Here is a 25,218-nt window from a genome sequence, read left to right on the forward strand (position 1 = left end):
CTCCTTTACATTCTTTCATATTCAAGATATTTCAAACGTGCAGCAAGCATTAATTCACCTTTAGATATTTTCAACTCTTTTGCTTTCTTTGTAATATTTTTTTCAGTTAATCTATTTAAAGGTAAATCGTGTATTAATGTTCGTCTCGATTTTGATTTTTTATCTTCAACCTTTGATATAACTTTTTCTTCTCTCAATAACTTAATTTTATTTTTTAGTCCCTGTTTTGCTTTCTTCTGAACTTTAAGAATTATTCTTCTAATAGCTATTAATAAGAAGAGAAAAAAAGAAAATATTAAAAGCAACTTTACTTCAAATGAAAGATTCAAAAACAATTGCACTAAAGTCTTTTTTGGTTTAAAAGCTGGTACATTCGATACATTAACTTCATAAGAATTATTTATGTTATTCTTTTCAAGTTTCTCCTGCTCCATTTTTAATTTTGCAGCTAAAATCTGTTGTTCTACAATACTTTTAACATTAATCGAATCACCAGTAATAGTATCTGTAGATTTCAAAGCTAAATTACCTGATGTTTTTGTCAACAAGCTATCTATATTTACTTGTGCATTAATTACTGCACAAGAAAAGAATATGTAAAAAATAACTTTCCTCATTCTTTTAATTTCCTTTTTAGTGGAAATAATAAATGAATGCTTGTTCCTTTTAGTGGAAGAGAATCAAACTCTGCTTTTCCTTCACTCTTCTTCATTAATTCTTTGATAATTTTTATTGTGAGATTAGATATATAATCAGAAGAATTACCAAAATTTTCCCAATAATCTGTTATGAATACAGAAAGAACAACTACTTCGTTTATATATCTTGTTTGAATTACAATTCCACAACCACTCTTCGATTTCTTTTTAATCATCGAAAAAATGTTTGTTAAAATCTGTTTAATTTCTTTTGGACTTGTTAAGATTGGTGGTAAATGCTCTTCAAGATCCAGTGCACATTCCAATCCCAGATTTGTAAGTGTAGAATTAATTATTCCATAAAACTCTTTGATTACATTATTCAATTCACAAGGCAGGTTTTGTTTTGAGTTATTCGAGTTAACATCATTAAATTTCAGTAATTTCTGAGATAGCCCACTTAATCGACTTATTCTTTCCCTAATTTTTTCAACTATATCAGAATCAATTTCTTTATTCATACTTTCTATATAATCTACACCACTTTGAATAACCTGAAGAGAATTTAACATATCCTGAATAATACCTTCTGCAAATTCGCCAACAGCATAAAGTTTAAAATCATTATTTAACTTTGATTCATAAAGCTGGACTTCGTCATAAAGTTTATTAATTGTTTTCTTTTGATTTAATGAAATAATTTGTGGAACAACAATACCGAGTAAAATTGATACAGCTTGATTTTCAAGAGAACTTTCTGAAATCTTATTTGCAGGTCCCAAAACAGAAAGCACTCCAATGTTATTATTTATATAGCTTATAGGAAAAATAGTTTGATATAACTTAGCTCCTTCACTTGTGTAAGAATTTAAGTCTGGAATTACAGTTGGCTTTTTAGTATCAAAGATCCAGTCAAGAATTCCATTCTTATAAGCTTTATTAACTAAATTAATTTGCATTGAAGATGCTTTTGGACTTACTGCAACAAGATTTCGTTTTGATGCATCAAACAGAAATAAATCTACTTCTTTAGAAGTTATAATTCTTTTTATATACTGACCAAAGAGTTCGTGAATTTCTTCAGAAGTTTTTAAATCACCAATTGCCTTTTGAAAATTGTATAGATGGTGAAAAATATAATTATACTTTTCAAAAAGATTAGTTTTGGATTGATAAGTTTCAATAGTAATTTTCTTATAATCTTCAGCATCCCCTTTTGTAAAGTACTGAAGAGTTTTTGAAAACGGTTCGTACTTAAGAGTATTTTCTTTTATCAGTCTCAAATTAAATACCTCAATGAATCTATTTGAAGAATAATTGGTTCACGATACATTGAAATAAATTTTTCTACTTCTTCTGGTTCTTTAAATTGAAGAATTTCAGTAGCTTCTCTTTTTAATTCCAGATCATCATCCCAGCTAAAATTTGCAAGTTGTAATTTTTGTGTCATATAATCTGCAAAATGGATGATGGAAGTAAGTATTTTTGTATTAGAAGCAAGATTAGGATTATGATGATATTTTACAATTTCACATATTGAATCTGGAATATTCCAGCTTTTCAAAAGAGTATAACCCACATTTTGATGGTCCATACCGAGTTGATTATTTTCTGCATCAGAATATTTAGCACCATTTTTTACATTCTCTACAATTGAAATAAAATCGCTATGCATATAACGATGGATAACAGAAATTCCAAGATCGTGTAACAAACCCCCAATAAAAACATCATTACTTTCACGAATTCCAAAATCGTCTGCAATCTTTTTTGCAGTTGTTGCAGTTATATATGAATGTAACCAGAAACCCTTCTGGTCCATATACTCATCACTTTTGTTTTTCATCGACTCCATTAGAGATAGAGCAGTAACAATATTTCTGATTTCATTGAACCCTAAAATCATTATTGCATATTCTATTGATGATACTCTTTTTGCCAGACCATAAAATGGAGAATTGGCAATAGTAAGAATTTTTACCACTATGCTTTGATCTTTAGAAATTGCTTTAGCAAGTGTGTGGGGACTTGTATTTAAATCTTTTAGAAGTTCAAGAACTTCGGATAATATTTTAGGGACTGGTGAAAGAGAAGTTACTCTTTTCAAAACTAATTGTGTTCTGTCCCTTTTTTGTGACTGTTCAAATGATATTGTATGCATATAACCTGATCAATTTAGTGATTCAAAATGCCATTTAAATAAATCTTCATAACTTGAAATAAATTCTTCAAGATATTCAAAACTGCCAAATCCAAGAATATCAATGATATTTTCATCAAGCTCGTAACCTGTATCCCACGAAAAATTTCCATAACCTAATTTATTGGTCATATAATCAACAAGATGAATTAGTGAAGCAAGTACAGGATTTTTTTCAGCAAGAGATGGTTTATGATGTTTTACAATAGCTTCAACTATGTAAGGTGGAAAGTTCCATTTTTCAAGTAAATATTCTGCTATATCTCCATGATTATATCCAAGTACAATTTTTTCTGCTTCGTAATATGATATGCCTTCGTTCTTAACAAGTTTAACTATTTTTTTAAAATCATAGTTTAAGTATTTATATAAAATTACCAGACCAAGATCATGTAATAATCCAACCGTAAAAACTTCACCAGATCTTGGATATTTAAGGTCATCAGCAATTCTCTTAGCTGCAGTTGCAACCATTAATGAATGAGCCCAGTATTCATTATGATTCCAATCTGGAGATTTTCTAACTTTAAGTGCATCTAAAAGTGAAATAGCAAGTAAGATATTACGTATGTGTTCAAAGCCTATTATTACAATTGCAAATTCGATTGTAGCCACTCTTCTTGGTAAACCATAAAGTGGTGAATTTGCAACTGCTAATATTTTTGTTGCCAGTGCCTGGTCTTTTGAAATAACTTTGCACAAATCTGAAGCACTGGTTTTTTCGTCATCGAGTAATTGAGTTACTTCGGCAACAATATGTGGAATAGCTGGAAGATTACCAATACCCGAAAGTTGTTTCCTGATTTTTTCTTTAATATCTAAAGTCGTCTGATCAAACATTATACAAAGCCAGCTTTTGTTTTAATGTTTTAATTATTTTAGAATGAAGCTGAGAAACACGAGATACAGTTATATTCAAAACTTTAGCAATTTCCTGATAGTTTAGTTCTTCATAATAGTAAAGACTTAATAATGTTCTATCTCGATCATTCAATTCTTTAATTAGTTGAATTAATTTTTCTTTGATTTCATTATTCTCCAGAATTTCATTGGGATTAGCACTTTCATCGGAAATCATCTCATACATTTGCATACCTTCTTCTTCGATAAAAGTGTTGTTAAGTGAAATTGTTGTTCCTATAGATGAATTACCATCTTCACATGCCATTTCATATCTATGTGTATATTTTCTTATTTCATCATAAATTTTACCACGAATTCTCTGAATAGCATATGTTTCGAACTTTGTTCCATAATCAGGATCAAATCTATCTATTGCTTCGCTTAGCCCTTCAATCCCGAACTGAAAAAAATCTCTTCTATCAAAAATTTCATTCTGATTAAAATTTGTTTTATGAATTACATAATGCACAAGATTAATGTAATTAAGTATGATCTGCTTTTTTAGTTCAGGCGTGGGTTTGGCTTTAAATTTTGCCCAAAGTTCTTGATTATTCATGCTCGCTTGTTCCTGTAAAATCGTTTGAGTAATTATTTATTTTATCAATAGTATTTTTGTTAATAGCTTTTATTAAGCCCAGTGTTATAATGCTAAGCATTACTGTGAGAATAATGAAAATAGCTAATGAATTGATGATAATTTTTTCTAACTCTGCACCTCTTTGAACAAAATAAATTACCGAGAAAAAGAATACTAAAAGACCAATCTGAAGAATTATTTTGTTCATCTTAAATCCTTTTTTGTTATTATAATTTCAAACACTATACCATCGAAAAGATTTTGAAAACCATTAAAAAGAACCAAAAATGATATGATTATAAACGATGTGACAGATAAGATTGGTTATTATTAGCCAAATGTTCGATTTTAAAAAATCTCTGCACAATTTCATCTATCTCAAGTGCAGCTACAGAATTTGGATATACCTCTGCAAATAATTCCTGTTCTACTATCGATTTGTATACAGCTCTATCATAATCAATTACTCCTAAGAGAAATATTTCTTTTTTCAAAAAATGATTTACTGCAGTACTCAAATTTACAAATGCTCTCTCCCCTTCTTCTTTATTGTCTGCTTTGTTTATTACAATAAAATTATTTGCCTGTTCAAGATTCTCTGTAATAATTTTTATCAAAACATATGCATCCATTACTGCAGTAGGTTCAGGTGATGCAACTATTAAATTAATATCAGAACGACTGAGCTGATAGATTATGTTATCATCAGCTCCAGCTGAGCTATCAAGAATTATGTAATCATAATTATGTGAGATATAATCCAGGTTGATGAAGAAATATTCAAGTAAATCGTTGTTTAACTTCGGAAAATTTGTTGAACCAGAATCGCCAAAAATAAAATTAAGATTTTCAGAATATTTAAATATTAATTCGTCTATAGAAGATTTTTGTAAAAATAAATTTGAAATCGGGTTATCGGATATTTCATTTATTAATAAATGCAGATTGGAAAAATTAAAATCAAAGTCAACTAAAAGAACTTTCTTATTCAACCTCGAAAGTTTATAACCGAAGTTAAGTGCAAAAAATGTTTTACCAGTTCCCCCTTTCCCAGAACAAACGGATATAATTTTTGTCCCGCTTTTTTTTACACTCTTTCTTTCGAGTCGCTTAAGTTCAATTAATCGTGATATTTGCTCATTCATTAATATAGCTTCCCTTTATAAATAAGGTTTGCTAAATATTCTGAATTAACAGATATAATATCATCAGGTATTACCTGACCATTAGTTAAAAATGTTATAGGAAGATTAAAGTTATGTGAAAGATTTAATAGGTTACCATAAGTAACAGCTTCGTCAATTTTTGAAAATATAACAGAGCTATAGTTAAGCACTTTAAATTTCTGTGCAACATCGTATAATGTTTTATAAGAACTGGTTGAACTTAAAACAAGGATTGTTTCGTCAACTTCTGCTTCATCAAGATATTCTTTTATTTTATTCAAATTATCTGCATTCCTTTGACTTCTTCCTACAGTATCTATAAAAATCAAATCCTTGTTCTTAAATTTTTTTATAAGTTTTTGCATATCACCAGGCTCATATGCAACAGCCATTTCAATATCACTTATTTCAGAAAAAATTCTTAATTGATCTATAGCCCCCAGACGATATGTATCAATTGATATCAGACCAACTTTGAGTTTGTGAATTATTTTTGAAATCACTGCAAGCTTGGCAATACAAGTAGTTTTTCCTACGCCAGTTGGTCCTACGAGAGCAACTTTAGTAGTTTTATTTTTCTTTACTTTAAATTCTTTTGTATGAATTAAAGAAGACATTCCAGCAATTAAATAGCTTTCAAGATTAACTTCGCCAAGTAATCCATCATAATTTTTAAGTTGATTAATTAATGTATTTGCAATGTTCTTTTGAACTTCCCTTTCAATAAGTAAATCATATAAATCATCAAGTTCCTTATCAATTTTTAAATTCGTAGAAGTACTTTTTTTAAACTGCGATTTAGTATCTGGTTCAAAATTATTATGAGAAAAAATTTTCTTCGTTAACTTTTCAATTTCAGATTCTATAAGTGATTTATTCTGATTTAAATCATATTCTTCTTTGATATCTGAAGCAACTTTTACATCATTATCAATTCCAGCAGTAATTTCATACATTTTTTTATTATTGAATCTTCTATCGCCTTCAATTACTCTTGTACCAAGAATAATTGCTTCGCCACCGAGTTCATTTTTCATTTTTTCAGTTGCTTCTTTCAATGTTGGTGCAATAAATTTTTTAATCTGCATTTTCCACCTCGAGCTTACCAATAAATTCTATTTCAACATTTGAAGGTAATTCACTATACGATAACAATGCGTAATCTGGAAAACTTGAATTAATCAGTCTGAAGAAATATGGTCTTATAGCTGCAGAAGTAATAATAACTGGCGGATATCCCAGTTTATTGAATGTTCCTAACTGTTCCTGAAGTTTTGTATTTAATTGTCTCAAAACTTCGGGAGATAAACCGAGAGTAACAATGCTATCTTTTTGAGATTGTAAAGATTTTGTTATCATTCCTTCAAGATTTTCGCCAAGTGCTACTGCGTGGATAATTCCATTCGAATCTTTATAAATATTAGCAATTGTATCACCAATAGTATGGCGAACGTATTCAGTTAATACATCAATATTCTTAGTTGTTTTAGAATAATCAATTAATGCTTCGAGTATTCTAACAAGATCTTTAATTGGAATTCCTTCCCTTAATAGGTTTTGTAAAACCTTTTGAATCATTCCAAGATTAAGTATTTCTGGATTGATATCTTCGACCACAGCAGGATAATCTTTTTTAATATTTTCAAGTAATTGTTTAACATCCTGACGAGATAAAATTTTATCAAAATTTTTCTTTAAAGTTTCCTGTAAATGAGTTGCCAGAACAGAAATAGCATCAACTACAGTATAACCAAGCATTTCAGCTTTTTCTTTTTCTTCATAAGTAATCCAGTAGCTTTTCAATCCAAATGCAGGATCTGTTGTTGGAATTCCAGATAATTCTTCTTCGGTTGTTCCTGGATTCATTGCAAGATATCTATCTGGATACATTTCATAATTTGCTGCAACATTCCCTTTGATTTTAATTACATATTCATTTGGAGAAAGTTGTAAATTATCTCTCACTCGTACTGGTGGAATAAGAACTCCAAATTCAAGTGCAATTATTTTTCTTGTAGAAGAAATTTTCTGAAATAAATTACCACCCTGCTTTTCATCAACTAAACTTATGAGACCATACCCAATTTCAATTTCAATTGGATCAACCTGAAGATATTGCTCAACTTTTTCTTCGACTGGTTGTTCTGCTGTCTGAACTTCCTGTTCTTGCTCGGTTGAAGATGATGGTTGAATTTTATTTTTTCTATTAATGAAAGAAGATGTGCCAAGTACTGCACTTAAAATTAGAAAAGGAATAGTTGGCATACCTGGAATCAGAGCAAATAAAAATACAGCTCCAGAAACTGTTCCAAGAACACGAGGATTGGCAAGTAATTGAGATTTCATTTGTAAATCTAATGCCGTACCCGATGCACTTCGTGTAACAACGAGTCCAGCTGCTGTAGAAATTAATAAAGCTGGAACTTGAGATACAAGTCCATCACCAATTGTTAAAATTGTATAAGTATGAAGTGCATCCTGAAAACTCATTCCTTTTTGAGCAACGCCAATAATAAAACCACCAATAATATTTATACCATTTATTACTAAGCCAGCTATAGCATCACCTTTAACAAATTTACTTGCACCATCCATAGCACCATAAAATTCAGCTTCACGTGCAATTAAATCTCTTCTTTTTCTTGCTTCTGCTTCTGTTATCAAACCAGTATTTAAATCAGCATCAATTGCCATTTGTTTACCTGGCATTGCATCAAGAGTAAATCGTGCAGCAACTTCTGAAATTCTACCTGAACCTTTTACTATTACAACAAATTGTATTACAACCAGGATTATGAATACTATGAATCCAACTACATAATTACCACCAACAACAAATGAACCAAAAGATTCAATAATTTTTCCTGCATAACCATCAATTAAAATCAATCTTGTTGAACTGATATTCAAACCCAATCGATACAAAGTTAATATCAACAATAAACCAGGGAATACAGAAATATCAAGTGGTGATGAAATATAAAGTGCAACAATTAATACAAGAACAGCAGTCGATATATTTACAGCTAAAAGAAAATCCAGTATAGCTGGTGGTAATGGAATTAACATTAATCCAAGCATTAATATCAAACCAAAAGCCAAAACTATATCTGTATTCTTACCCAGGAAGTTCATATTAAATTATGCTTCTTTGTTTTCTTAATTTCTTCATTTGATAGATGTAAGCCAAAATCTGAGCAACAGCTTTGAATAATTTAGCTGGAATTTCATCTCCAATTTCACAGGATTTATATAAAGCTCGTGCTAATTCAACATCTTCATAAAGAGGAACATTATTTTCTGCAGCAATTTTCTTAATTCTCTGAGCTAATTCATCAAGACCTTTGGCAACTACTTTAGGAGCATTATCTTTTTCCATTTCATACTTAAGAGCAACTGCAACGTGTGTTGGGTTTGTTATTACAACATCTGCAGTTGGAATTTCTTTCATCATTCTCCTTCTTGCTGCCAGAACCATCTGTTTTCTAATTCTGGATTTAATTAATGGATCTCCTTCGGTCTGTTTTAATTCTTCTTTAACTTCTTCTTTAGTCATCATCATATCTTTTTTGAATTTATATTTCTGCCATATAAAATCGACACCAGCTATGATTGTAAAAAACAAAACTATCTTCCAGGTTAATGAGAAGAACGAATCCAGCATAAAACTTACTGTATCTTCGATGCTCAAATCTACAAGCTTTGTAGTATCTTCAATTAACTTTGAAATTATAAAATATGTGAAAAGACTAATTACAAATAGTTTAACTAATGATTTTGATAATTCAACAAATGAATAAGCTGAGAAAAATAATCTCTTAATACCATTTACTGGATTGAATCTGCTAAATTTTATTTCAAGAGCTTTAGGAGTAAATTTAAAACCTACCTGTGCAATGTTACTTATTAGAGCAACTACAGTTACGCCTATTAATACTGGCAAAGACAAAGTAAAAAAGAAAATTACCCACTTAATTGCATAGGTTTGAACAACTGCTTTTGTTAACTCAATATTATTAAGAGAATTAAATGACTCTCGAGCAAAGTAATAAAATTTATCGCCTATATAGTTTTTTGTTAAATAAATTAAAATTAATCCCGATCCAAATACAGCCAGTGAATTGATTTCCATACTTTTAGCAACCTGACCACGCTCTCTTGCATCTGATAATTTCTTACCAGTCGGTTGCTCAGTTTTTTCCTGTCCTTCGAATTCTGCCATATTATGAACCCATTGCTCTAATCAACTGTAATAAATTTGTTTCGTATCTTTCGAGTAAATTTCTAATTGCATAGATATAAAATGGAATCAGTGTTGTTAACAAAAGAATTCCAATTCCACTTTTTAATGGTTGAGAAACAAAAATAATTTGTATTTGTGGTATCACTCTGGCAATAATACTTTCTGCAATATGAATTAAGAAAAACGAAACTATAATTGGCGAAGCAATTTTAATTGCAACAATAAAAACAACAAACGAATATTTAATTAAAAGCAGATATACTGCTGAATTGATTACATATTTTCCGATTGGAATTACATTAAAAGAAGCAACAACACCACTTATAACATAATGATGTCCATTAATCAATAAGAAAACAAGAATTGTAGTGTAATATAAAATTTCGCCAATGATATTATTTTGAATTTCTTCCATTGGATTCATAACTTCTGCCAGCATTAATCCCATATCAAAACCAATGTAAGTTCCTGCATAAGAAACGCCCCAGAAAATAAAATTTATAACATAACCAATTATAAGTCCCGTAATTAATTCCCTTATGGAATAAACAACCAGACTTACAAGATTCAAATCAACATTAATACTGGTTTTATTAATTGTTAAAAAAGTGATATAAGCAATAATGAGAGCAAGAAATATTTTTGCTAAAATAGGTACTGAATTATGTGCAAATATTGGTGCTGAGAAAATCATTCCTACAATTCTCATAAAAACTAATAACAGAATTATAAAATCAGCTATTAATATATTTGTCATTTTATCACTGTTAGAAACATTGTAAACATTTTATTTGTAAGTGATGTCAATTTATCAACTATCCAGGGTAATAGAAAAATTATAACAACAACTGTTGCTACTAATTTAGGAACAAAAGTAAGAGTCATCTCCTGGATTGAAGTTGCAGCCTGAAATATTGAAATAAATATTCCTACAAGTAATGATACACCAAGAATTGGAAGCAATACAATAAAAGCAGTAAAGAATGCATCTTTAAGAACTTCTATAATTACTTCTTCTGTCATTATGAAAAACTCCTTACAAGTGATCCGATAATTAAATTCCAGCCATCAACCAGAATAAAAAGCAAAATTTTGAAAGGTAAAGAAATCATCATTGGTGGCATCATCATCATTCCCATTGACATTAAAATACTTGATACAATCATATCAATCATTAAAAATGGGACAAACAGAAAAAATCCAATTATAAATCCTGCTCTAAGTTCACTTAAAACAAATGATGGAATTAATATATAAGTTGGTAGTTCACTTCTATTTTTAGGTCTTGGCATTTGAGATAAACTTACAAACAATTCCAAATCTTCATCTCGAGTATTTCTAAACATAAATTCACGAATAGGTTCGATACCTTTATCATAAGCTTCTTTAACTGTAATTTTATTATCCATTAAAGGTTGTAATGCAATATCATTTACTTTTGACCAGGTTGGAGCCATTATAAAAAATGTTATGAACAAAGCAATTCCAGCCAGAAGTTGAGAAGGTGGCATTTGTTGAGTGCCCATTGCACTTTTTAAGAAATGAAATACAATTATAATTCTTAGATAAGATGTTGTCATTATTATAATTGAAGGTGCAAGAGAAAGTATTGTCATTAAAAGAAGAATCTGTAAAGTTACAGATACATCTTCCCCTTTTGTAGCTGTTCCAACATCAAGATTAATTTTAGGGAATGGAATTGTTTGTCCCTGAGCTAATAAATTTCCAGCAGTGAAAATTAAAAATCCAAGAATAGTTATTAAAAAAAATTTCCTTTTCATCTTATTCCTAAATTCTGCTTCAATAATTCCAGAAATGTCTTTTTAATTTCGCCTTGTTCTATATCTGTTTCTAAAGACTGGTTATAATCATATTCTTTAAGTAGTGTAATATTGTTTTCGCTTATTCCAAGTAATAGAATTTTATCCTGTACTCGTATTACTGACAAATATTTTTTTGGCATTATTAAATGATTATTCAAAACCTCGATTTTCAGTAATTTTGATTTTTTACCATTAATCGAAAAAGAATATCTTCGTACCATAATAAGAGCAAATAAGAGAAGACCAAGAATAAGTATTAATGGTAATAAAGCTTTTATAATATCAAAGAATGTCATTAATAAATATCCTTTAATCTTTGTGCAGGGTCTACAAGAGCAGTAATTCTTATACCAAAATGTTTATCGATTACTACCACTTCACCTTCTGCAATCTTTTTATTATTAACAAAAACATCAACAGGTTCACTTGCTAATTTTTCAAGTTCAATAACATAACCTCTTTCAAGTTCGAGAATATCTTTAATTTGCATTTGAGTTCTACCTAATTCGATATAGACATTTAGAGGCAAATCCTTAAGAAGATTCAATTTTTCTTCGGCACCACCTAAAGTACGGGTAGAATCATCAAATTCATCAAATTGTGCTAACGATGCCTGAAAGGAATCTTCCTGATTTTCTAAATTATCTAAAGTAGTATTGTTAATATTATTTTCACTCATAACAGCCTCATCTGGATTTTTTTTCGAATATTTTTTCAGTTACTTTAACTGCTTTATGATTATTTGAGATACCAGCTCTTCCTAAAAACAAAATTCTATCACCTGTTTTAACTTTAACTTCTTCGTCAATTTTGTTTTTCAGTTTAATAATATCTCCAACTTCAAGTTCCATTAATTCTTTAAGAGAAATTTTTGTTGTACCAAATTCTACCTTTATTGGAATTAATGTTTTTGTTAAATGTTTTGTAAGAACTTCGCGAGATGTAACTCCAAAATATTTCGTAGTACGAATTGAAGACAACTTTTGAGTAGTCATCTTCGATAAAATTGCATCAAAAGCAAAAGTAGCAAAGCATAAATTCATTAAATATGATTGATCACCTATCACAAGTTCAAAGGAAATTAATAAAACGGATTCGCTTTGTGATGTTATTTGAGCAAAATCAATATCAGGTTCAAATCTTTCAACTACAAATTCAAGATTATCAATCATCTGCCAGGCTTTGTTTAGATCATACATTACTCTATCAACTATTACACGAAGTACTTTTTGTTCAATTGGAGTAATTACTTTTACTTGCTTTGTTCCTGTTCCACTTCCACCAAGTAGTTTATCGACAAATAAAAAGGCGAGGTCATTATTAATCTCCAGTATACCTTTAATATCAGTATTTTTAATTTCGAAAGTAAACAAACAGGCTGGATTTGAAACCGAGAGAACATATTCTGAATAGTAGATTTGATCTACAGTGGCAACATTAATACTTACAGTTGTTTGAAGTTTAGTTACAAGGAAAGAAGTAAAACTTTCGGCAAAGTTATCGCAAATGCTCCTGATGATTCGAAGTTGATTCTTCGAAATCCTGTTTGGAAGTCTGAAGTCAAAAAGTACTGCTTCTTTTTCAGGAGTGGTTTCTACTTTTTGAGTTTGACCACTTTTTAGGTTATTGAGCAGTTGGTCAATTTCTTGTTGCGATAATATCTCTGCCATAATTATTGTAAAATATACTTACTGAAATAAACGTTATTAATTTTTACATCTGGAATTAATTGAGTAATCTTTTGAGAAATTTCCATTCGTAAAGTATCACGATATAATGCATCGCTAAGGTGTGTCATATCCTTACTACTCAATACTGAAATTACAGCATCTTTAACGAGCACTTCTTTTTCTTTTAGCTCTTTTTGATTTTGATCTGTGAGAAGGTCGAAGCCAATGGAAGTAAGTAAAAGTCGTTTACCATCTGTTCCGGCTGGGTTTATTATTAAATCTTCAACAACATACACATACTTACCGAGTTCAAGATGTTTAATTGAATCGTTCGCATTGGCTTCGCCATTCTCTACGGAATCTACAGCCACAGAAGAGGTATGTGATTGAATTTTTGGCAATAGAATGTTTGCTGTAATAAAATAAACAGCAATTAACTGGATTATAAAAAGAGGTAATCCGATTAAAAGTATTTTTGCATTGAATCCTTTTGAACCGGATTCTTTGACTCTCTCTTCTGCCTGTTCAGCAATATTTTGATTTTTTTCCTGTTCCATAGTGACATTAATTTTTCAATTATAATGCCACCAGAAACACTTAGAAAAGCGAAATTTTGCTTGAGGAAGGATAAATTTTAATGGCTAATATTATTCACTTGGATAAAAAAATTAAAATCCTTGCCGTTGACTTTAGTCAACGGCAAGGAAAAATCTTAACTATAATTGTTTAGTTTACTTATCTTATCAAATTAGTAATCTCCTGCAACATTGTATCTGCAGTTGTAATTACTCTTGCATTAGCCTGGAATCCTCTCTGAGAAATAATCATTCTTGTAAATTCTTCTGATAAATCTACATTTGATTGCTCAAGTGCACCGGATTGAATTGTAGTAACAGAATTTTCTCCAGGAGCATCAATTCTTGGATCGCCACTGTTTGCAGCTACGTTATACATATTATCACCTACACTAACCAGTGCATTTAAGTTTTTGAAAGTAGCAACCATAATTTGAGCAAGTTTAAGAGAATTACCATTGGAGAAAATTCCAATTATATTTCCATATTGATCAATATTTAAATTAGATAATGCTGCAGATGCAGATCCATTTTGCGATAATGCAGCTATTTGTGATGATAAGTTAGTTTGTGTAACACCTGCTGTGCCCTTACCAAAATCTAAATCAATTACCTGTACTTCTGCACCAGTAGCAGGAGTGAATGTAATCTGTGGAGTTGGTGGTGTAGTTGTTACCTGATTTCCTGCTTGCCATATACTTTGAATCTGTCCATTAGCATCGAAATAAATTTCACCAAATGCATTTGGACTTAATGTACCACTTGTTGTTGGAACCGATACAGTCCAGCTCCATCTGTTATTGTCAATATGTTCGAATTTAATAGAAAGAGTATGTGAGTTACCTAATGAATCGAATATTGTTACTGCACCTAATACTGGCTCAGGAATTTCTCCTTTATCTACACGACTGATTGGATTGGTGGTTGCATTGAGATTTGTTAAAGAATTTAGATTAATCTTAAAATCAAGTTTATTAGCTGAATTTGAGAAATTAATATTAATTGCTGAAGTACCTTCAATTCCGGTTAATAAACCTGTAATATTATCAAAAGATAATTTTATTTTTCCATCATTACTGTCTGCATCATTACTTGCAGTATTTTCATTATTAACTAAAATTCCATCATTATCAAATACCTTATAATAATAATACCAATCAGAACCATCAAATTCATAGTAGTTTACTAAATAAAAATCTTTCCCATCCTTACTGTAAATTTTATTTCCTGTAATTGGTTGAATTGTTCTATCAATATTAGAACTTCCAGCTAAGTTTGTTATTTCTGTTAAGTCTATTTTAAATTTTAAATCAGGAAAATCTGGGTTTGTATCTGCATCACTACCATCATACAAACCAATGTCAACTATGTCAGTACCGTCAAAATCTATAGTTTCAGTTTTATCATTAGCTGATGATATTGAACTCTGCGAAGAGTTATAAACTTGATATTTCAACTCCCATTTACTAGAAACTGTATTGAATTCATATTTATAATACAAATAATAAGGTTGATTTTTATTATCATAAACTACCATTTCTTTATAACCATCAACAATATCTGGATCCCCGGAACTCGGATTTGGATAAGGTGTTGTGGTATCTGAACTACTTAAGTTACCAAACATTTTCAAATTATATGTATAACCATCCTCAGGATATTTTGAACCTGTTGGAGCAGTATTACTTAAATTACCAACCAGATCTACAACATCAGTCCTAATTGTAGGAGAACTACTCTGAAGGTTGCCACCCCAGGATACATTTGTTGTTTTAACTGCTGGCAGTCTCATATTTTTATCAATTACAATATCCTGCAATGTAGTTCCTGGAGGAATTTCGCCCAATCCATTTGCAATTTTACCCTGAACAACTGCGCCATTCTGTGGATTTACAAGTTTACCATCTGCATCAAAAATAAAAGCACCTGCACGAGAATAAAGCTGCTGACCATTACTTTTCAAAATAAATAAACCAGGACCCTGCAATGCTAAATCTGTTGTAATTCCAGTTCTTTCAAATGTGCCCTGATTCCAGTTACGATCAATTGAATTGATCTTGGTACCCAATCCAATTTGAAATGAATTTGTTCCACCAGATGAAGCAGTTGGATTTGTACCAGCTTTTACGAATTGATTGAAAGTATCACTAAATGTAACACGAGAACCTTTGTAACCAATTGTGTTAACATTAGAGATGTTGTTACCAATTACATCCATCATTGATTGATGATTACGAAGACCGGACACTCCGGCAAAGAGTGAATTTAGAAGTGCCATAGTTAACCTCCTTTGATTTTTGATTCGGCTTCAGTCAGTCCACCGAATCTGGAGCGTCCTCGGAAGGTCCCGCTCCGTTATTACTAATTTGTTAATTAATTAAAATGCAAAAACTACACTATCAATATTTGTAAAAACATTTTCGTTTGAATTTTCTACCTCGATTGCAGTAACAACTGTTCTATTGGGAATATTTACAATAAAAGCAGTATTGTTCATTAATATTAATGAATCACGAGAACCTTTTGCTTCTGCTTTTTCGACTGCATCCTGTATCTTTGCTATTTCATCTTCACTTAATTGAATCTTTCGTGATTCCAATCTCTTCATTGCGTGATTTGAAAATTTTATTTTCTCTAACTCTTCCTTAAATATCGAATCAAAAGATGCTTTTACAGGATCTCGATGATTCTTAACCGAATCGTTGTTACCTACAATCGGAACAAATGGAACTGATATTCCATTAATTTCCGGCATTAATATTAACCTCCCTGTTTGTTAATAATTTCAAGAATATCACCAGCTGAGTATTGAACTCCATTAATTAATAACATTGTGCCATCTTCAGTATATTTAACTCCATCAATCAAGCCTGTAACATACGAAGTTACACTAACTGCTTTTTCACTGAAATCTGTTGCTATCACTTCGAATTTATAATTCCCATTTGCTACTTTTTCACCATTATTATCGTTTAAATCCCACAAAAGTTTATTGCTACCTTTTGTATTTGGTGCTTCAATTGATTTAATTAAAGTCCCATATTCATTATAAATATTGACTTTTACATTTCTAACACCATCAGGTAATTCGTACCCAATTGTAAAATTCTCCTGTCCATTTACTTTTATTTCATTACTGTTAACTTTTACTTCTTTCCCTATCAAATTAGCAAGCATTGTATTATTAATTGATTGAGTTAACATATAATTTGCATCAATGCTTTGCTTTAAGTATTCATTGAGATTAGTAATTTGCTCGAGTGAACTGAACTGAGCAAGTTGTGCTGCATACTCAGTTCCATCCATCGGATTTAAAGGATCCTGATTTTTTAATTGTGTAATCATTAACTTTAAAAAATCATCTTTACCCAGTACACTTTTATTTTTAGAAACATTAGCTGAATTTGTTGAATTACTTACCTGACTTACCATAACTCACCTCTTAAATTAAATAATCATATGTATTGTAACCCATCATCTTTTTTGTTGATGATGTTTTTGTATTTTCTACTTTTATCTCTTTACCATAACTTTTTGAATATGACTTTTTCTTTGCATAAGCATTTCTTAATGATTTTTGTTCATAACTGCCCAGACTAACATTTACATCATTTAATTGAATTCCAGATGATTGTAATGAATTTTTTAATTGTTCAATATTGTTCTGGATTAATTGTTTTGCCTGTTCATTCTCTACTTCGAAACGTGCGTGCAACTGATTTTCGATAAAGTCTATAGATAATGTAAGTTTACCAAGACTTTCTGGATTTAACTGGAATGTAATTGATTGTTTATCTCCAGAATTTATATAACTTGCAAGTTCTTTAACTACCTGATCAGCATTTATAATTTTCAAAGATTCTTTAAGATTATTGAATTCACTCTGAACTTTATCTTTGATATATTGAGATTGTAATTCACCAGTTTCAACTTTCTGATTTAAATTGTGTTGTGAATTAACCTGTTCGTGTTTTAATATTACTTTTGAAAATGATTGTTCTGTATTTATTGCTTTTTCAAATTCATTCAAATCACTTTTTGCTGTAATCTTTTTCTCATTTTTTTCGTGTTCATTACTATTCTGATTAAAGTTTTTTGACTCTGTAAACTCTCCAGCAAAAAATTCATTTTTTTGAGAAACTGTTGCTTTTGTAAAATCAATTTTTTCTGGTTCTATTTTTATTTCAATACTATCTTGCTGAACTTGTTTTGTTGTTTCTTTTTTCTTTTCAGATGGTTCAGTGAGATTAGCAGGTGTTATTTTTTCTACAGCTGAAGAATTTTGTTTATAATTATTTAATGCATTTTTGAGATCTGGCTTCGATAAACTTTGAAGAATATTTTGTGCAGGTAATTGTTCGGCGTTTTCATTTTTGCCAGCTTCAACAGAAGCTTGTAAAGATTTTGTTGATTTATGTAACTCATCAGTAATTATCTTTTCTTCAAAAGGATTTTTCTTTACTGTCTTTTCAACTTTAAAGTCAATTAAATTAAGTTCGTTAAGTTTATTTTCAACTTCACTTTTTAATTCATTTGATACATTAGAAGATTTTTCTGTTTCCCTGTTTTCATTACTTTCAAACGGAATAACAACTTTATCTTTTGTATCCTTTATTACATTTGCTTTTACAAACTTTCCACCTACCAGTTGATTAAAATTAATTAGCTCGCCTTTAGTAAATTCATCAGCACTTTCATAATTTAATTGTGGTTTTACAGTTTCAGGTGTTTTAATAAATTTATTTTCAATTAAATTCTGATCCGTTTGGTTAAGATTATTATTTAATTTCTGATTATTAATAGAATTAGAGTTCTGAAGAATCTCATTTTCCTGTCTTTCTATTTTTACTGGATTAATTACACCAGCTATTTTAGAATCAACTTCAACATTATTATTGTTTATAGTTTCTTCTTTAGGTTGATAAATAAAGTAATTATTATCATATGATGTGTGAATGACTTCAATTTTATAATATTTTTCATCCGATACTTCTTCTAATTTTTTAATATCAAACAGATAATTTTCATTTTTGTCTGTTTCGTTATTTGAAATGAGTTCGTCTAATTTGTTAGTAGACTTCTTTCCTGAAACTTCATTATCAATATTTTTATTATTGATATTTTCGGAGTTACTTAGTTCACTTGGCGAGAAAGTATTATTATCTAAAGATTCTTGAGTTTCAACTTTACTCTGAAGTTTATTTTCAGTCCCTAAATTTGAAATGGATAAAGCTAATTTTTCTCCATCGGTTTTGAGAGTTATGCTAAATAAATTTTTATTATCAATCGATTTAATTATTTCAGAAGGATTAAAGCCAGCAAAACTATATTTATCTTCTTTTTTCTGATCTTCTTTCTTATTTAGAAAAATTAATTTAGGATTTTCTGATTGACTATTTGTAGATAAATTATGCTCCTGTAATGATTCATTAATCTTATCAAAAAATAGACTTAAACTATCGCTGTCAATTACAAATACCTTTGAAGTAATTTTTGCAGAATTAAGATTTACCGAGTTAGTATTCGAGACAAGAGAAATATTTTCGAGTAATTCAATAGCTTGTTGAATACCTTCTACAGTTTCTTTATTTGATTTAGTAATTATTAAATTTTCGAGATCATTAATATCAAGAAGAATTTCTTTATCAAAAGGACTATTAGCTGTTTGTTCTGTTTTTAATTCTTCTTCACAAAATTTAATTATATCTGAGAATAAATAGTTTTTAACAGAACTTTCTGTTAAACTTTTCGAGTTCTTGTTATCAACAAAAAATAATTTATCAAAAAATAAAGGATTTAAGTTCATCATTGCACGCTAATTATTCTATTTGCTACTTCTGGTTTAAGTTCTGCAATAATTTCTGCAGCTTTTTTCTTTTTCATTGCAAAGATTATATCTCTTGCAATATTATCGGAATAATTTTGAATAATTTTAGCAGCTTTTTTAGAATCCATAGCTTCGTATAATTTTACTGTATTTTTAATCCAAATCTTATATGCACTATCTTTTTTAGACACTTCATTCACTTTTGAAACAGTCACTGGCACTTGAGTTTGATTTGATAACAATCCTTTTTCTGTTTTTAATTTTTTTAGTTCTGATAAATAATATTGTATACTATCAATAAGTGTTGAGTCTTTTAAATTCATTGTCAAAGTATCGTAAGCACTTTTTTCTTTCAAAGCATTAAGTGAATCCAGCAATTCTTTTCTTAAATTCAGAATACTTTTATTATCAAAAGAAGCTTTAGAAAGATTTTCTGGTTTTATTCCACTTTTATTATCTACAGGTGTAAAATCAAATTTAAATATATTCCTGTATGCTGAAGATGCATAAATCATTAAAAGTGTAACAATTAAAAAAGCTGCTACAAAAGAAAATCCATAAATAATTTTCTCTTTCACTGCTCCTTCCTGTTAAAATTGTTTATTGCTATTTCATTTAATTGTTTTAGTTCTTCTCTATTAGAATTAATTAAAAATTCTTCGTATTGTTTTTCTTTTAGAGCTTCCAGTATCTGAATTTCTTTTTTTCTTTCAATTAACTCATCAAGTTTACTTTTTCTTTTTAATTGCCATTCATAAATTTTCTTTTCAACACCTGCGATTTCTTTCTCCAGTGTTTTACATAAAGATTTAGCACTTTTATAATCAACTACTTTTATTTTACCTTCTGTAATTTTTTGAGCAAGGTCTTCTTTCTTAGTAATTAATTTTTTCTTATCGATTTCCAGTTTTTCAATTGTCTTTTCTATATCCGAAATTTCTTTTAAAATTTTTTTCTCAAATACTTCTTTAATCCTTAAAACAGTATCATACCTGTAAATGAATTTTGACATCAGCTATCCATAATTTGATATAGTCGTTCAATTGTATCTGGATAATTAGCTTTTTCAAAAATATCCTGACGTAAAAAACTTCTTAATTGATTTATTTTACTTATTGCTCTATCAATTTGAACGTTACTACCTTTTACATAAGCACCAATATTAATTAAGTCTTCTGCTTCTCGATAAGTTGCAAGTAGTTCATTAAAAGCCATAACTTTTTTATAATGATCCTGATCAATAATATCTGGCATAACTCTGCTTACACTTTGTAAAGTATCGATTGCAGGATAATGACCTTTATTAGCAAGTTTTCTTGAAAGAACAATATGACCATCAAGGATTGATCGAACTGCATCTGCAATTGGTTCAACCATATCATCTCCATCGACAAGGACAGTATAAATTCCTGTAATAGAGCCACGTTCAGAATTACCTGCACGTTCAAGTAATTTTGGTAATAAAGCAAATACAGATGGAGTATAACCTTTTGTTGTAGGAGGTTCACCAATTGTTAATCCAATTTCTCTTTGTGCCATTGCAAAACGAGTTACTGAATCCATCATTAACATTACATCAAGGCCAAGATCTCTAAAATATTCTGCTATTGTTGTTCCAACATATGCACCTTTCATTCTGATTAAAGGAGATTTATCACTTGTTGCAACTACCACAACAGATCGTTTCAAACCTTCTTCACCTAAATCTTTTTCAATAAATTCACGAACTTCTCTTCCCCTTTCGCCTATGAGAGTAATTACATTTATATCTGCACTTGTATTACGAGCTATCATACCGAGTGTTACACTCTTGCCTACACCGCTACCTGCAAAAATTCCAATTCGCTGTCCTTTCCCGATTGTAAGCAATCCATCAATTGCACGTATACCAGTTTGAATTGGAGTTGTAATTCTTTTTCTTTCGAGAGGATTTGGAGGTTCTCGATGAGCTTCTCTAAAAGATGAGTAATTAATTTCACCTTTTCCATCTATTGGATTTCCGAGACCATCTATTACACGACCAAGTAATTCTTTGCCAACACCAACTAAAAATCCTTTACCAGTAGCTTTTATTTCACAGGCTGGAGAAATATTATGAACCTCTCCAAGTGCAATTGATAATACTTTACCGTTTTTAAATCCAACCACCTCTGACTTACAAATTTCATTTCCATTTTGATCAACAATCGTACAAATTTCACCCATAACTGCATTAGGTCCAACAGATACTATTATCAATCCTACAACATCTATAACCTTCCCGTTAACCTTAAGAGGATCAGTTGTTACCAATACTCTTTGATATCTTTCTAATATTTTCTCTGCTAAGTTCATTTGTCTATCTTAGGTATACTTTCTTCCAATTTTTTTCTTAATTCATCAAGTTGACTTGATATTCTTGCATCAACATTTCCAATTTCAGTTTCAATTAAGCATCCACCTTTTTCGATTCTATTATCGGGTTCAAATTTAATTTTGTTAAATGAACTATTATTTAGAAGATTCTTACTGAACTCATTTAATTTTTCAACATCTTCTGGATTTAATCTTATTTTAACTTCGTTTGCTCCAATTATTTTTGAAATAGCTGCTTTAAGATTTTCGTTTATTAAAGTTTCTATTTCAATTTCTCGCTGTACAATTTTTTTTGATATTTCATAAGCCACCTGAATAACAAGATTTTCAAAAGCTACTTCAAATTCTTCCATTTTTCGATCATAAGATGAAAGAATATTATATACTTCTTCATATTTCTTGTATAATTTATCTGTAAAATCTTTTTCTAAATCCCTTCTTAATTTCTGCTGACCATCCTGAAATCCTTTTTTATAAGCATCTTCAATTCTTTTCTGTATCGATTCAACTTCTTTTTCTTCGATTATAGCTTCATTATTCGACAAAATTTTAACAAGTGGTTTTGATTTACCTGCATTGACTTTAAGAACATTAGACATAAATTTCTTCTGGACCTCCTCTTATGTTCAAAGAAATTTCTCCAGCTTCTTCGAGTGCTTTAATTACATCAATTATTCTTGCCTGTGCAGCTTCAACTTCTTTTAGTTTTACTTTACCCATATATTGCAATTCTTCTTTCAATAAATCAGCTGCACGTTCAGACATATTTTTAAATATTTTCTCTTTCAATCTATCGTCTGCAATTTTAAGAGCCAGAGCTAAATCTTTTCTATCTACTTCTCTTAAAATCTTTTGTATATCACGGTCTGCTATATTTATAATTTCATCAAATATGAACATAAGTCTTTTAACTTCATAAGCAGTTTCTGGATCTTTTTCCTCGAGTTTGGTTAATATTTCTTTTGTGAGAGATACATTGAGTCTATTTAGAATACCAGCAAGACATTTTGCTCCACCCAGTTTTCCAACAGATTGACTCATAGACAAACCAGCAATTTCATCAACAACGTGTTCAATTTGTTTGAGAGTTTGAGGAGCAATCTTACCAAGTGTTGCAATTCTATATGCTACATCTGTTCTTAAATCTTCTGGCAATTCTTTTAATGCAGCTGCAGTTTGATCTGGACTTAGCTGAGAAAGTATTAAAGCCATTGTTTGAGGATGTTCTTTGTTAAGAAAATTGATTAATTGAGCTGGCTCTGCTCTTTTGAGAACGTCAAATCCTTTAAGTGTAGTAAGTCTTTTTACTTTTTCAATAATTTCCTGAGCTTTTGGTTTACCGAAAGTTTTTTCGAGAACAGCTTCGGCATAATCAATACCACCTTCGAGAACATACTCGCGTGCAGTAACCATATTATAAAATTCTTCGATAACTCCATCCGCTACTTTTGAAGGAATATTTTTAACTCTTGTAATTTCGGCTGAGATAGCTTCGATATCATTCTGGTCTAAATGTTTAAGTACAGCCGAAGCAGCTTCTACATTGAGAGCTACCATTAACATTGCTGCTTTTTGTAATCCGCTAATTTCTGAAAGTTGCTCTTGTCTTTGCTGTGTTGTTGTTATATTTGCATTAGATTTCATCTTCGTGCATCCATGCGTTTATTAATTTTGCAGCTTCTGCAGGATTTTTAGTTACATAATTAATTATTTTCTCCTGTTGATTTTTCTTAAGTAAAGCTTCATCCGAAATTTCATCTTCTATATCACCTACTGGAATCAAAGGACGCTTTTTAGCCTGTGCAATTTGATTCGTTAAATTTGATTCTGCTCTTTGATGCATAAATGCTGGAGTGGCTGGTACAGTTGCAAAATCTCCAGTATTCACTGTCCCAATAATAATTTTTTCGGTTTTTAATTTTTTCATCAAACTCTTTAATACAAATATCGAAGCAACAATAGCAATAAGCATAAATATCACATTCGTCAATTCATCTGTTGCAGGAATAAAAGAGCCAGATTCATCAACATTCATATCTTCTTGCATTTTTACTTCGAAAGGAATACTTACAAGAGAAAATTGATCATTTCTAAGTGGATCGATTCCTACTGCATTCTTTACAAGATCTTCAAGTTTTTTCAATTGTTCAGCTGGTCGAGGTTCATAAACAATTTCTGTTTTATCTCCTTTTTTTACTTCTTTCGGAATATCATTGATTACTGCTGCAACACTTAATCTTTTTATGTTACCACTTTCTTCAATAACTTTCTGAATAGTTTTGCTTATTTCATAATTAGTTAAAGTATTTTCACTATTCTGAGCTGATGAATCTTTTGAACTTACTCCAGCATTGTTCGATTTAATTGTTTGTTCACTTATAGCAACTTGCGACTCAGGATCATATTGTTCCATTGTTTTTTCTACCTGATCAAAATTTAATTCTGCATTAACCTGAACAACAGAATTTCCATATCCAAGTACATTATCAAGAATTGCCTGAGCTTTTTTCGCTAAATAATTTTCAACTGATTGTTTTATTTCATATTGCTTTGTCGAAGCAAAAGCAAGCGGTCCTTCTTCATATTCATCTGAAAGTATTCTTCCCTTTGTATCTATAATCGATACTTTACCAGGTTGTAATCCCTCAACACTTCCGCATATTAAATTCACAATTGAAAGTATATTTTCTTTACTGATTAATGCACCATTTCTTAATTTCAAAACAACCGAAGCAGATGGTAATTTTTCTTCATCCTTAAATATTGTTTTTTGTGGAATTACTATATGAACTCTTGCTCCTTCAACTCCATCCAGTTGAGTAATTGTTCTTGCAAGTTCTCCTTCTAATGCTCTTTTATAATTTAATTTCTGCATAAATTCAGACATACCCATTGTTGTTTTATCAAAAATTTCATAGCCTATTACACCAGAGCTTGGAATACCACGACCTGCTAATGCCAATCTTATTTCATAAACTTTTTCTCGAGGAACTTTTATTGTCTGTCCACCATCATCAATTTTATATACTACTTTTTGACTTGTTAAATAATCAACAACTTTTGATGCATCTTCTGCCGATAATCCACTATATAATGTTGTATAAGTTGGCTCATTTAATACAAAAAACATTATTGAGAGAAGAATAATTGTTACTAATATTCCCCCAAACAACATAAACTTCTGTTTGGGATTTAATTTGTTGATTATTCCCATTAAAGCTTGCAAAGGATTTGAGTTCAT

Annotated in this window: 27 protein-coding genes; all 27 read right to left on the bottom strand. The window is 30.0% G+C overall.

What is annotated here, in order from left to right:
• Nucleotides 1-5: 5 nt before the first annotated feature.
• On the bottom strand, nucleotides 6-617 hold the full coding sequence (locus tag VJY38_RS00615) for a hypothetical protein (RefSeq protein ID WP_353678729.1): 612 nt from the start codon (nucleotides 615-617) through the stop codon (nucleotides 6-8).
• Nucleotides 614-1,921 carry a sensor histidine kinase gene (locus tag VJY38_RS00620; RefSeq protein WP_353678730.1) on the bottom strand — a complete coding sequence of 436 codons (1,308 nt, stop codon included), beginning with the start codon at nucleotides 1,919-1,921 and terminating at the stop codon, nucleotides 614-616. The genes VJY38_RS00615 and VJY38_RS00620 overlap by 4 nt, the downstream gene beginning before the upstream one ends.
• Entirely contained in the window at nucleotides 1,918-2,799 is an 882-nt protein-coding gene (locus VJY38_RS00625) for an HDOD domain-containing protein (RefSeq protein ID WP_353678731.1), read from the bottom strand. Before VJY38_RS00625 ends, VJY38_RS00620 begins: the two co-directional genes overlap by 4 nt.
• Before the next feature lie 9 nt (nucleotides 2,800-2,808).
• A complete protein-coding gene (locus VJY38_RS00630) occupies nucleotides 2,809-3,678 on the bottom strand; it encodes an HDOD domain-containing protein (RefSeq protein ID WP_353678732.1) in 870 nt (289 codons plus the stop codon).
• On the bottom strand, nucleotides 3,671-4,297 hold the full coding sequence (locus VJY38_RS00635) for a sigma-70 family RNA polymerase sigma factor (RefSeq protein WP_353678733.1): 627 nt from the start codon (nucleotides 4,295-4,297) through the stop codon (nucleotides 3,671-3,673). The genes VJY38_RS00630 and VJY38_RS00635 overlap by 8 nt, the downstream gene beginning before the upstream one ends.
• The gene (locus tag VJY38_RS00640; RefSeq protein WP_353678734.1) at nucleotides 4,290-4,526 is read right to left on the bottom strand and encodes a hypothetical protein; all 237 of its coding nucleotides are present in this window, start codon (nucleotides 4,524-4,526) and stop codon (nucleotides 4,290-4,292) included. The genes VJY38_RS00635 and VJY38_RS00640 overlap by 8 nt, the downstream gene beginning before the upstream one ends.
• Nucleotides 4,527-4,614: 88 nt before the next feature.
• Nucleotides 4,615-5,463, bottom strand: a complete 849-nt coding sequence (locus VJY38_RS00645) for an AAA family ATPase (RefSeq protein ID WP_353678735.1) — start codon at nucleotides 5,461-5,463, stop codon at nucleotides 4,615-4,617.
• Nucleotides 5,463-6,572, bottom strand: a complete 1,110-nt coding sequence (flhF, locus tag VJY38_RS00650; protein WP_353678736.1) for a flagellar biosynthesis GTPase FlhF — start codon at nucleotides 6,570-6,572, stop codon at nucleotides 5,463-5,465. Before flhF ends, VJY38_RS00645 begins: the two co-directional genes overlap by 1 nt.
• A complete protein-coding gene (flhA, locus tag VJY38_RS00655) occupies nucleotides 6,562-8,619 on the bottom strand; it encodes a flagellar biosynthesis protein FlhA (protein WP_353678737.1) in 2,058 nt (685 codons plus the stop codon). The genes flhF and flhA overlap by 11 nt, the downstream gene beginning before the upstream one ends.
• Before the next feature lies 1 nt (nucleotide 8,620).
• Nucleotides 8,621-9,706: a flagellar biosynthesis protein FlhB gene (flhB, locus tag VJY38_RS00660; protein ID WP_353678738.1), complete on the bottom strand. Its 1,086-nt coding sequence runs from the start codon at nucleotides 9,704-9,706 to the stop codon at nucleotides 8,621-8,623.
• Between the two features lies 1 nt (nucleotide 9,707).
• Nucleotides 9,708-10,484: a flagellar biosynthetic protein FliR gene (gene fliR / locus VJY38_RS00665; RefSeq protein ID WP_353678739.1), complete on the bottom strand. Its 777-nt coding sequence runs from the start codon at nucleotides 10,482-10,484 to the stop codon at nucleotides 9,708-9,710.
• The gene (gene fliQ / locus VJY38_RS00670) at nucleotides 10,481-10,750 is read right to left on the bottom strand and encodes a flagellar biosynthesis protein FliQ (RefSeq protein ID WP_353678740.1); all 270 of its coding nucleotides are present in this window, start codon (nucleotides 10,748-10,750) and stop codon (nucleotides 10,481-10,483) included. The genes fliR and fliQ overlap by 4 nt, the downstream gene beginning before the upstream one ends.
• The gene (fliP, locus tag VJY38_RS00675; RefSeq protein ID WP_353678741.1) at nucleotides 10,750-11,508 is read right to left on the bottom strand and encodes a flagellar type III secretion system pore protein FliP; all 759 of its coding nucleotides are present in this window, start codon (nucleotides 11,506-11,508) and stop codon (nucleotides 10,750-10,752) included. Before fliP ends, fliQ begins: the two co-directional genes overlap by 1 nt.
• Entirely contained in the window at nucleotides 11,505-11,846 is a 342-nt protein-coding gene (locus VJY38_RS00680) for a flagellar biosynthetic protein FliO (RefSeq protein WP_353678742.1), read from the bottom strand. Before VJY38_RS00680 ends, fliP begins: the two co-directional genes overlap by 4 nt.
• Nucleotides 11,846-12,229 (bottom strand): flagellar motor switch protein FliN, encoded by a 384-nt coding sequence (gene fliN, locus VJY38_RS00685; RefSeq protein ID WP_434968556.1) that lies wholly within the window; start codon nucleotides 12,227-12,229, stop codon nucleotides 11,846-11,848. The genes VJY38_RS00680 and fliN overlap by 1 nt, the downstream gene beginning before the upstream one ends.
• 7 nt (nucleotides 12,230-12,236) lie before the next feature.
• A complete protein-coding gene (gene fliM / locus VJY38_RS00690) occupies nucleotides 12,237-13,220 on the bottom strand; it encodes a flagellar motor switch protein FliM (protein WP_353678743.1) in 984 nt (327 codons plus the stop codon).
• 2 nt (nucleotides 13,221-13,222) lie between these two features.
• Nucleotides 13,223-13,777, bottom strand: coding sequence for a flagellar basal body-associated FliL family protein (locus VJY38_RS00695; RefSeq protein WP_353678744.1), 555 nt, complete (start codon nucleotides 13,775-13,777; stop codon nucleotides 13,223-13,225).
• 178 nt (nucleotides 13,778-13,955) lie between these two features.
• Entirely contained in the window at nucleotides 13,956-16,073 is a 2,118-nt protein-coding gene (locus VJY38_RS00700; RefSeq protein ID WP_353678745.1) for a flagellar hook-basal body complex protein, read from the bottom strand.
• A gap of 99 nt (nucleotides 16,074-16,172) precedes the next feature.
• Nucleotides 16,173-16,550 carry a TIGR02530 family flagellar biosynthesis protein gene (locus VJY38_RS00705; RefSeq protein WP_353678746.1) on the bottom strand — a complete coding sequence of 126 codons (378 nt, stop codon included), beginning with the start codon at nucleotides 16,548-16,550 and terminating at the stop codon, nucleotides 16,173-16,175.
• Between the two features lie 5 nt (nucleotides 16,551-16,555).
• Nucleotides 16,556-17,227, bottom strand: coding sequence for a flagellar hook assembly protein FlgD (locus VJY38_RS00710; protein WP_353678747.1), 672 nt, complete (start codon nucleotides 17,225-17,227; stop codon nucleotides 16,556-16,558).
• Between the two features lie 10 nt (nucleotides 17,228-17,237).
• A complete protein-coding gene (locus tag VJY38_RS00715; protein WP_353678748.1) occupies nucleotides 17,238-19,604 on the bottom strand; it encodes a flagellar hook-length control protein FliK in 2,367 nt (788 codons plus the stop codon).
• Nucleotides 19,601-20,200: a MotE family protein gene (locus tag VJY38_RS00720; RefSeq protein ID WP_353678749.1), complete on the bottom strand. Its 600-nt coding sequence runs from the start codon at nucleotides 20,198-20,200 to the stop codon at nucleotides 19,601-19,603. Before VJY38_RS00720 ends, VJY38_RS00715 begins: the two co-directional genes overlap by 4 nt.
• Nucleotides 20,197-20,634 (bottom strand): flagellar export protein FliJ, encoded by a 438-nt coding sequence (locus VJY38_RS00725; RefSeq protein WP_353678750.1) that lies wholly within the window; start codon nucleotides 20,632-20,634, stop codon nucleotides 20,197-20,199. Before VJY38_RS00725 ends, VJY38_RS00720 begins: the two co-directional genes overlap by 4 nt.
• Entirely contained in the window at nucleotides 20,634-21,956 is a 1,323-nt protein-coding gene (fliI, locus tag VJY38_RS00730; RefSeq protein WP_353678751.1) for a flagellar protein export ATPase FliI, read from the bottom strand. Before fliI ends, VJY38_RS00725 begins: the two co-directional genes overlap by 1 nt.
• On the bottom strand, nucleotides 21,953-22,576 hold the full coding sequence (locus VJY38_RS00735) for a FliH/SctL family protein (protein WP_353678752.1): 624 nt from the start codon (nucleotides 22,574-22,576) through the stop codon (nucleotides 21,953-21,955). The genes fliI and VJY38_RS00735 overlap by 4 nt, the downstream gene beginning before the upstream one ends.
• Complete coding sequence (gene fliG / locus VJY38_RS00740; protein ID WP_353678753.1) at nucleotides 22,569-23,621, bottom strand: flagellar motor switch protein FliG; 1,053 nt, start codon at nucleotides 23,619-23,621, stop codon at nucleotides 22,569-22,571. The genes VJY38_RS00735 and fliG overlap by 8 nt, the downstream gene beginning before the upstream one ends.
• Entirely contained in the window at nucleotides 23,611-25,218 is a 1,608-nt protein-coding gene (gene fliF / locus VJY38_RS00745) for a flagellar basal-body MS-ring/collar protein FliF (RefSeq protein WP_353678754.1), read from the bottom strand. The genes fliG and fliF overlap by 11 nt, the downstream gene beginning before the upstream one ends.

Origin of the sequence: Rosettibacter firmus (assembly GCF_036860695.1) — a bacterium.
Lineage (GTDB): Bacteria > Bacteroidota > Ignavibacteria > Ignavibacteriales > Melioribacteraceae > Rosettibacter > Rosettibacter firmus.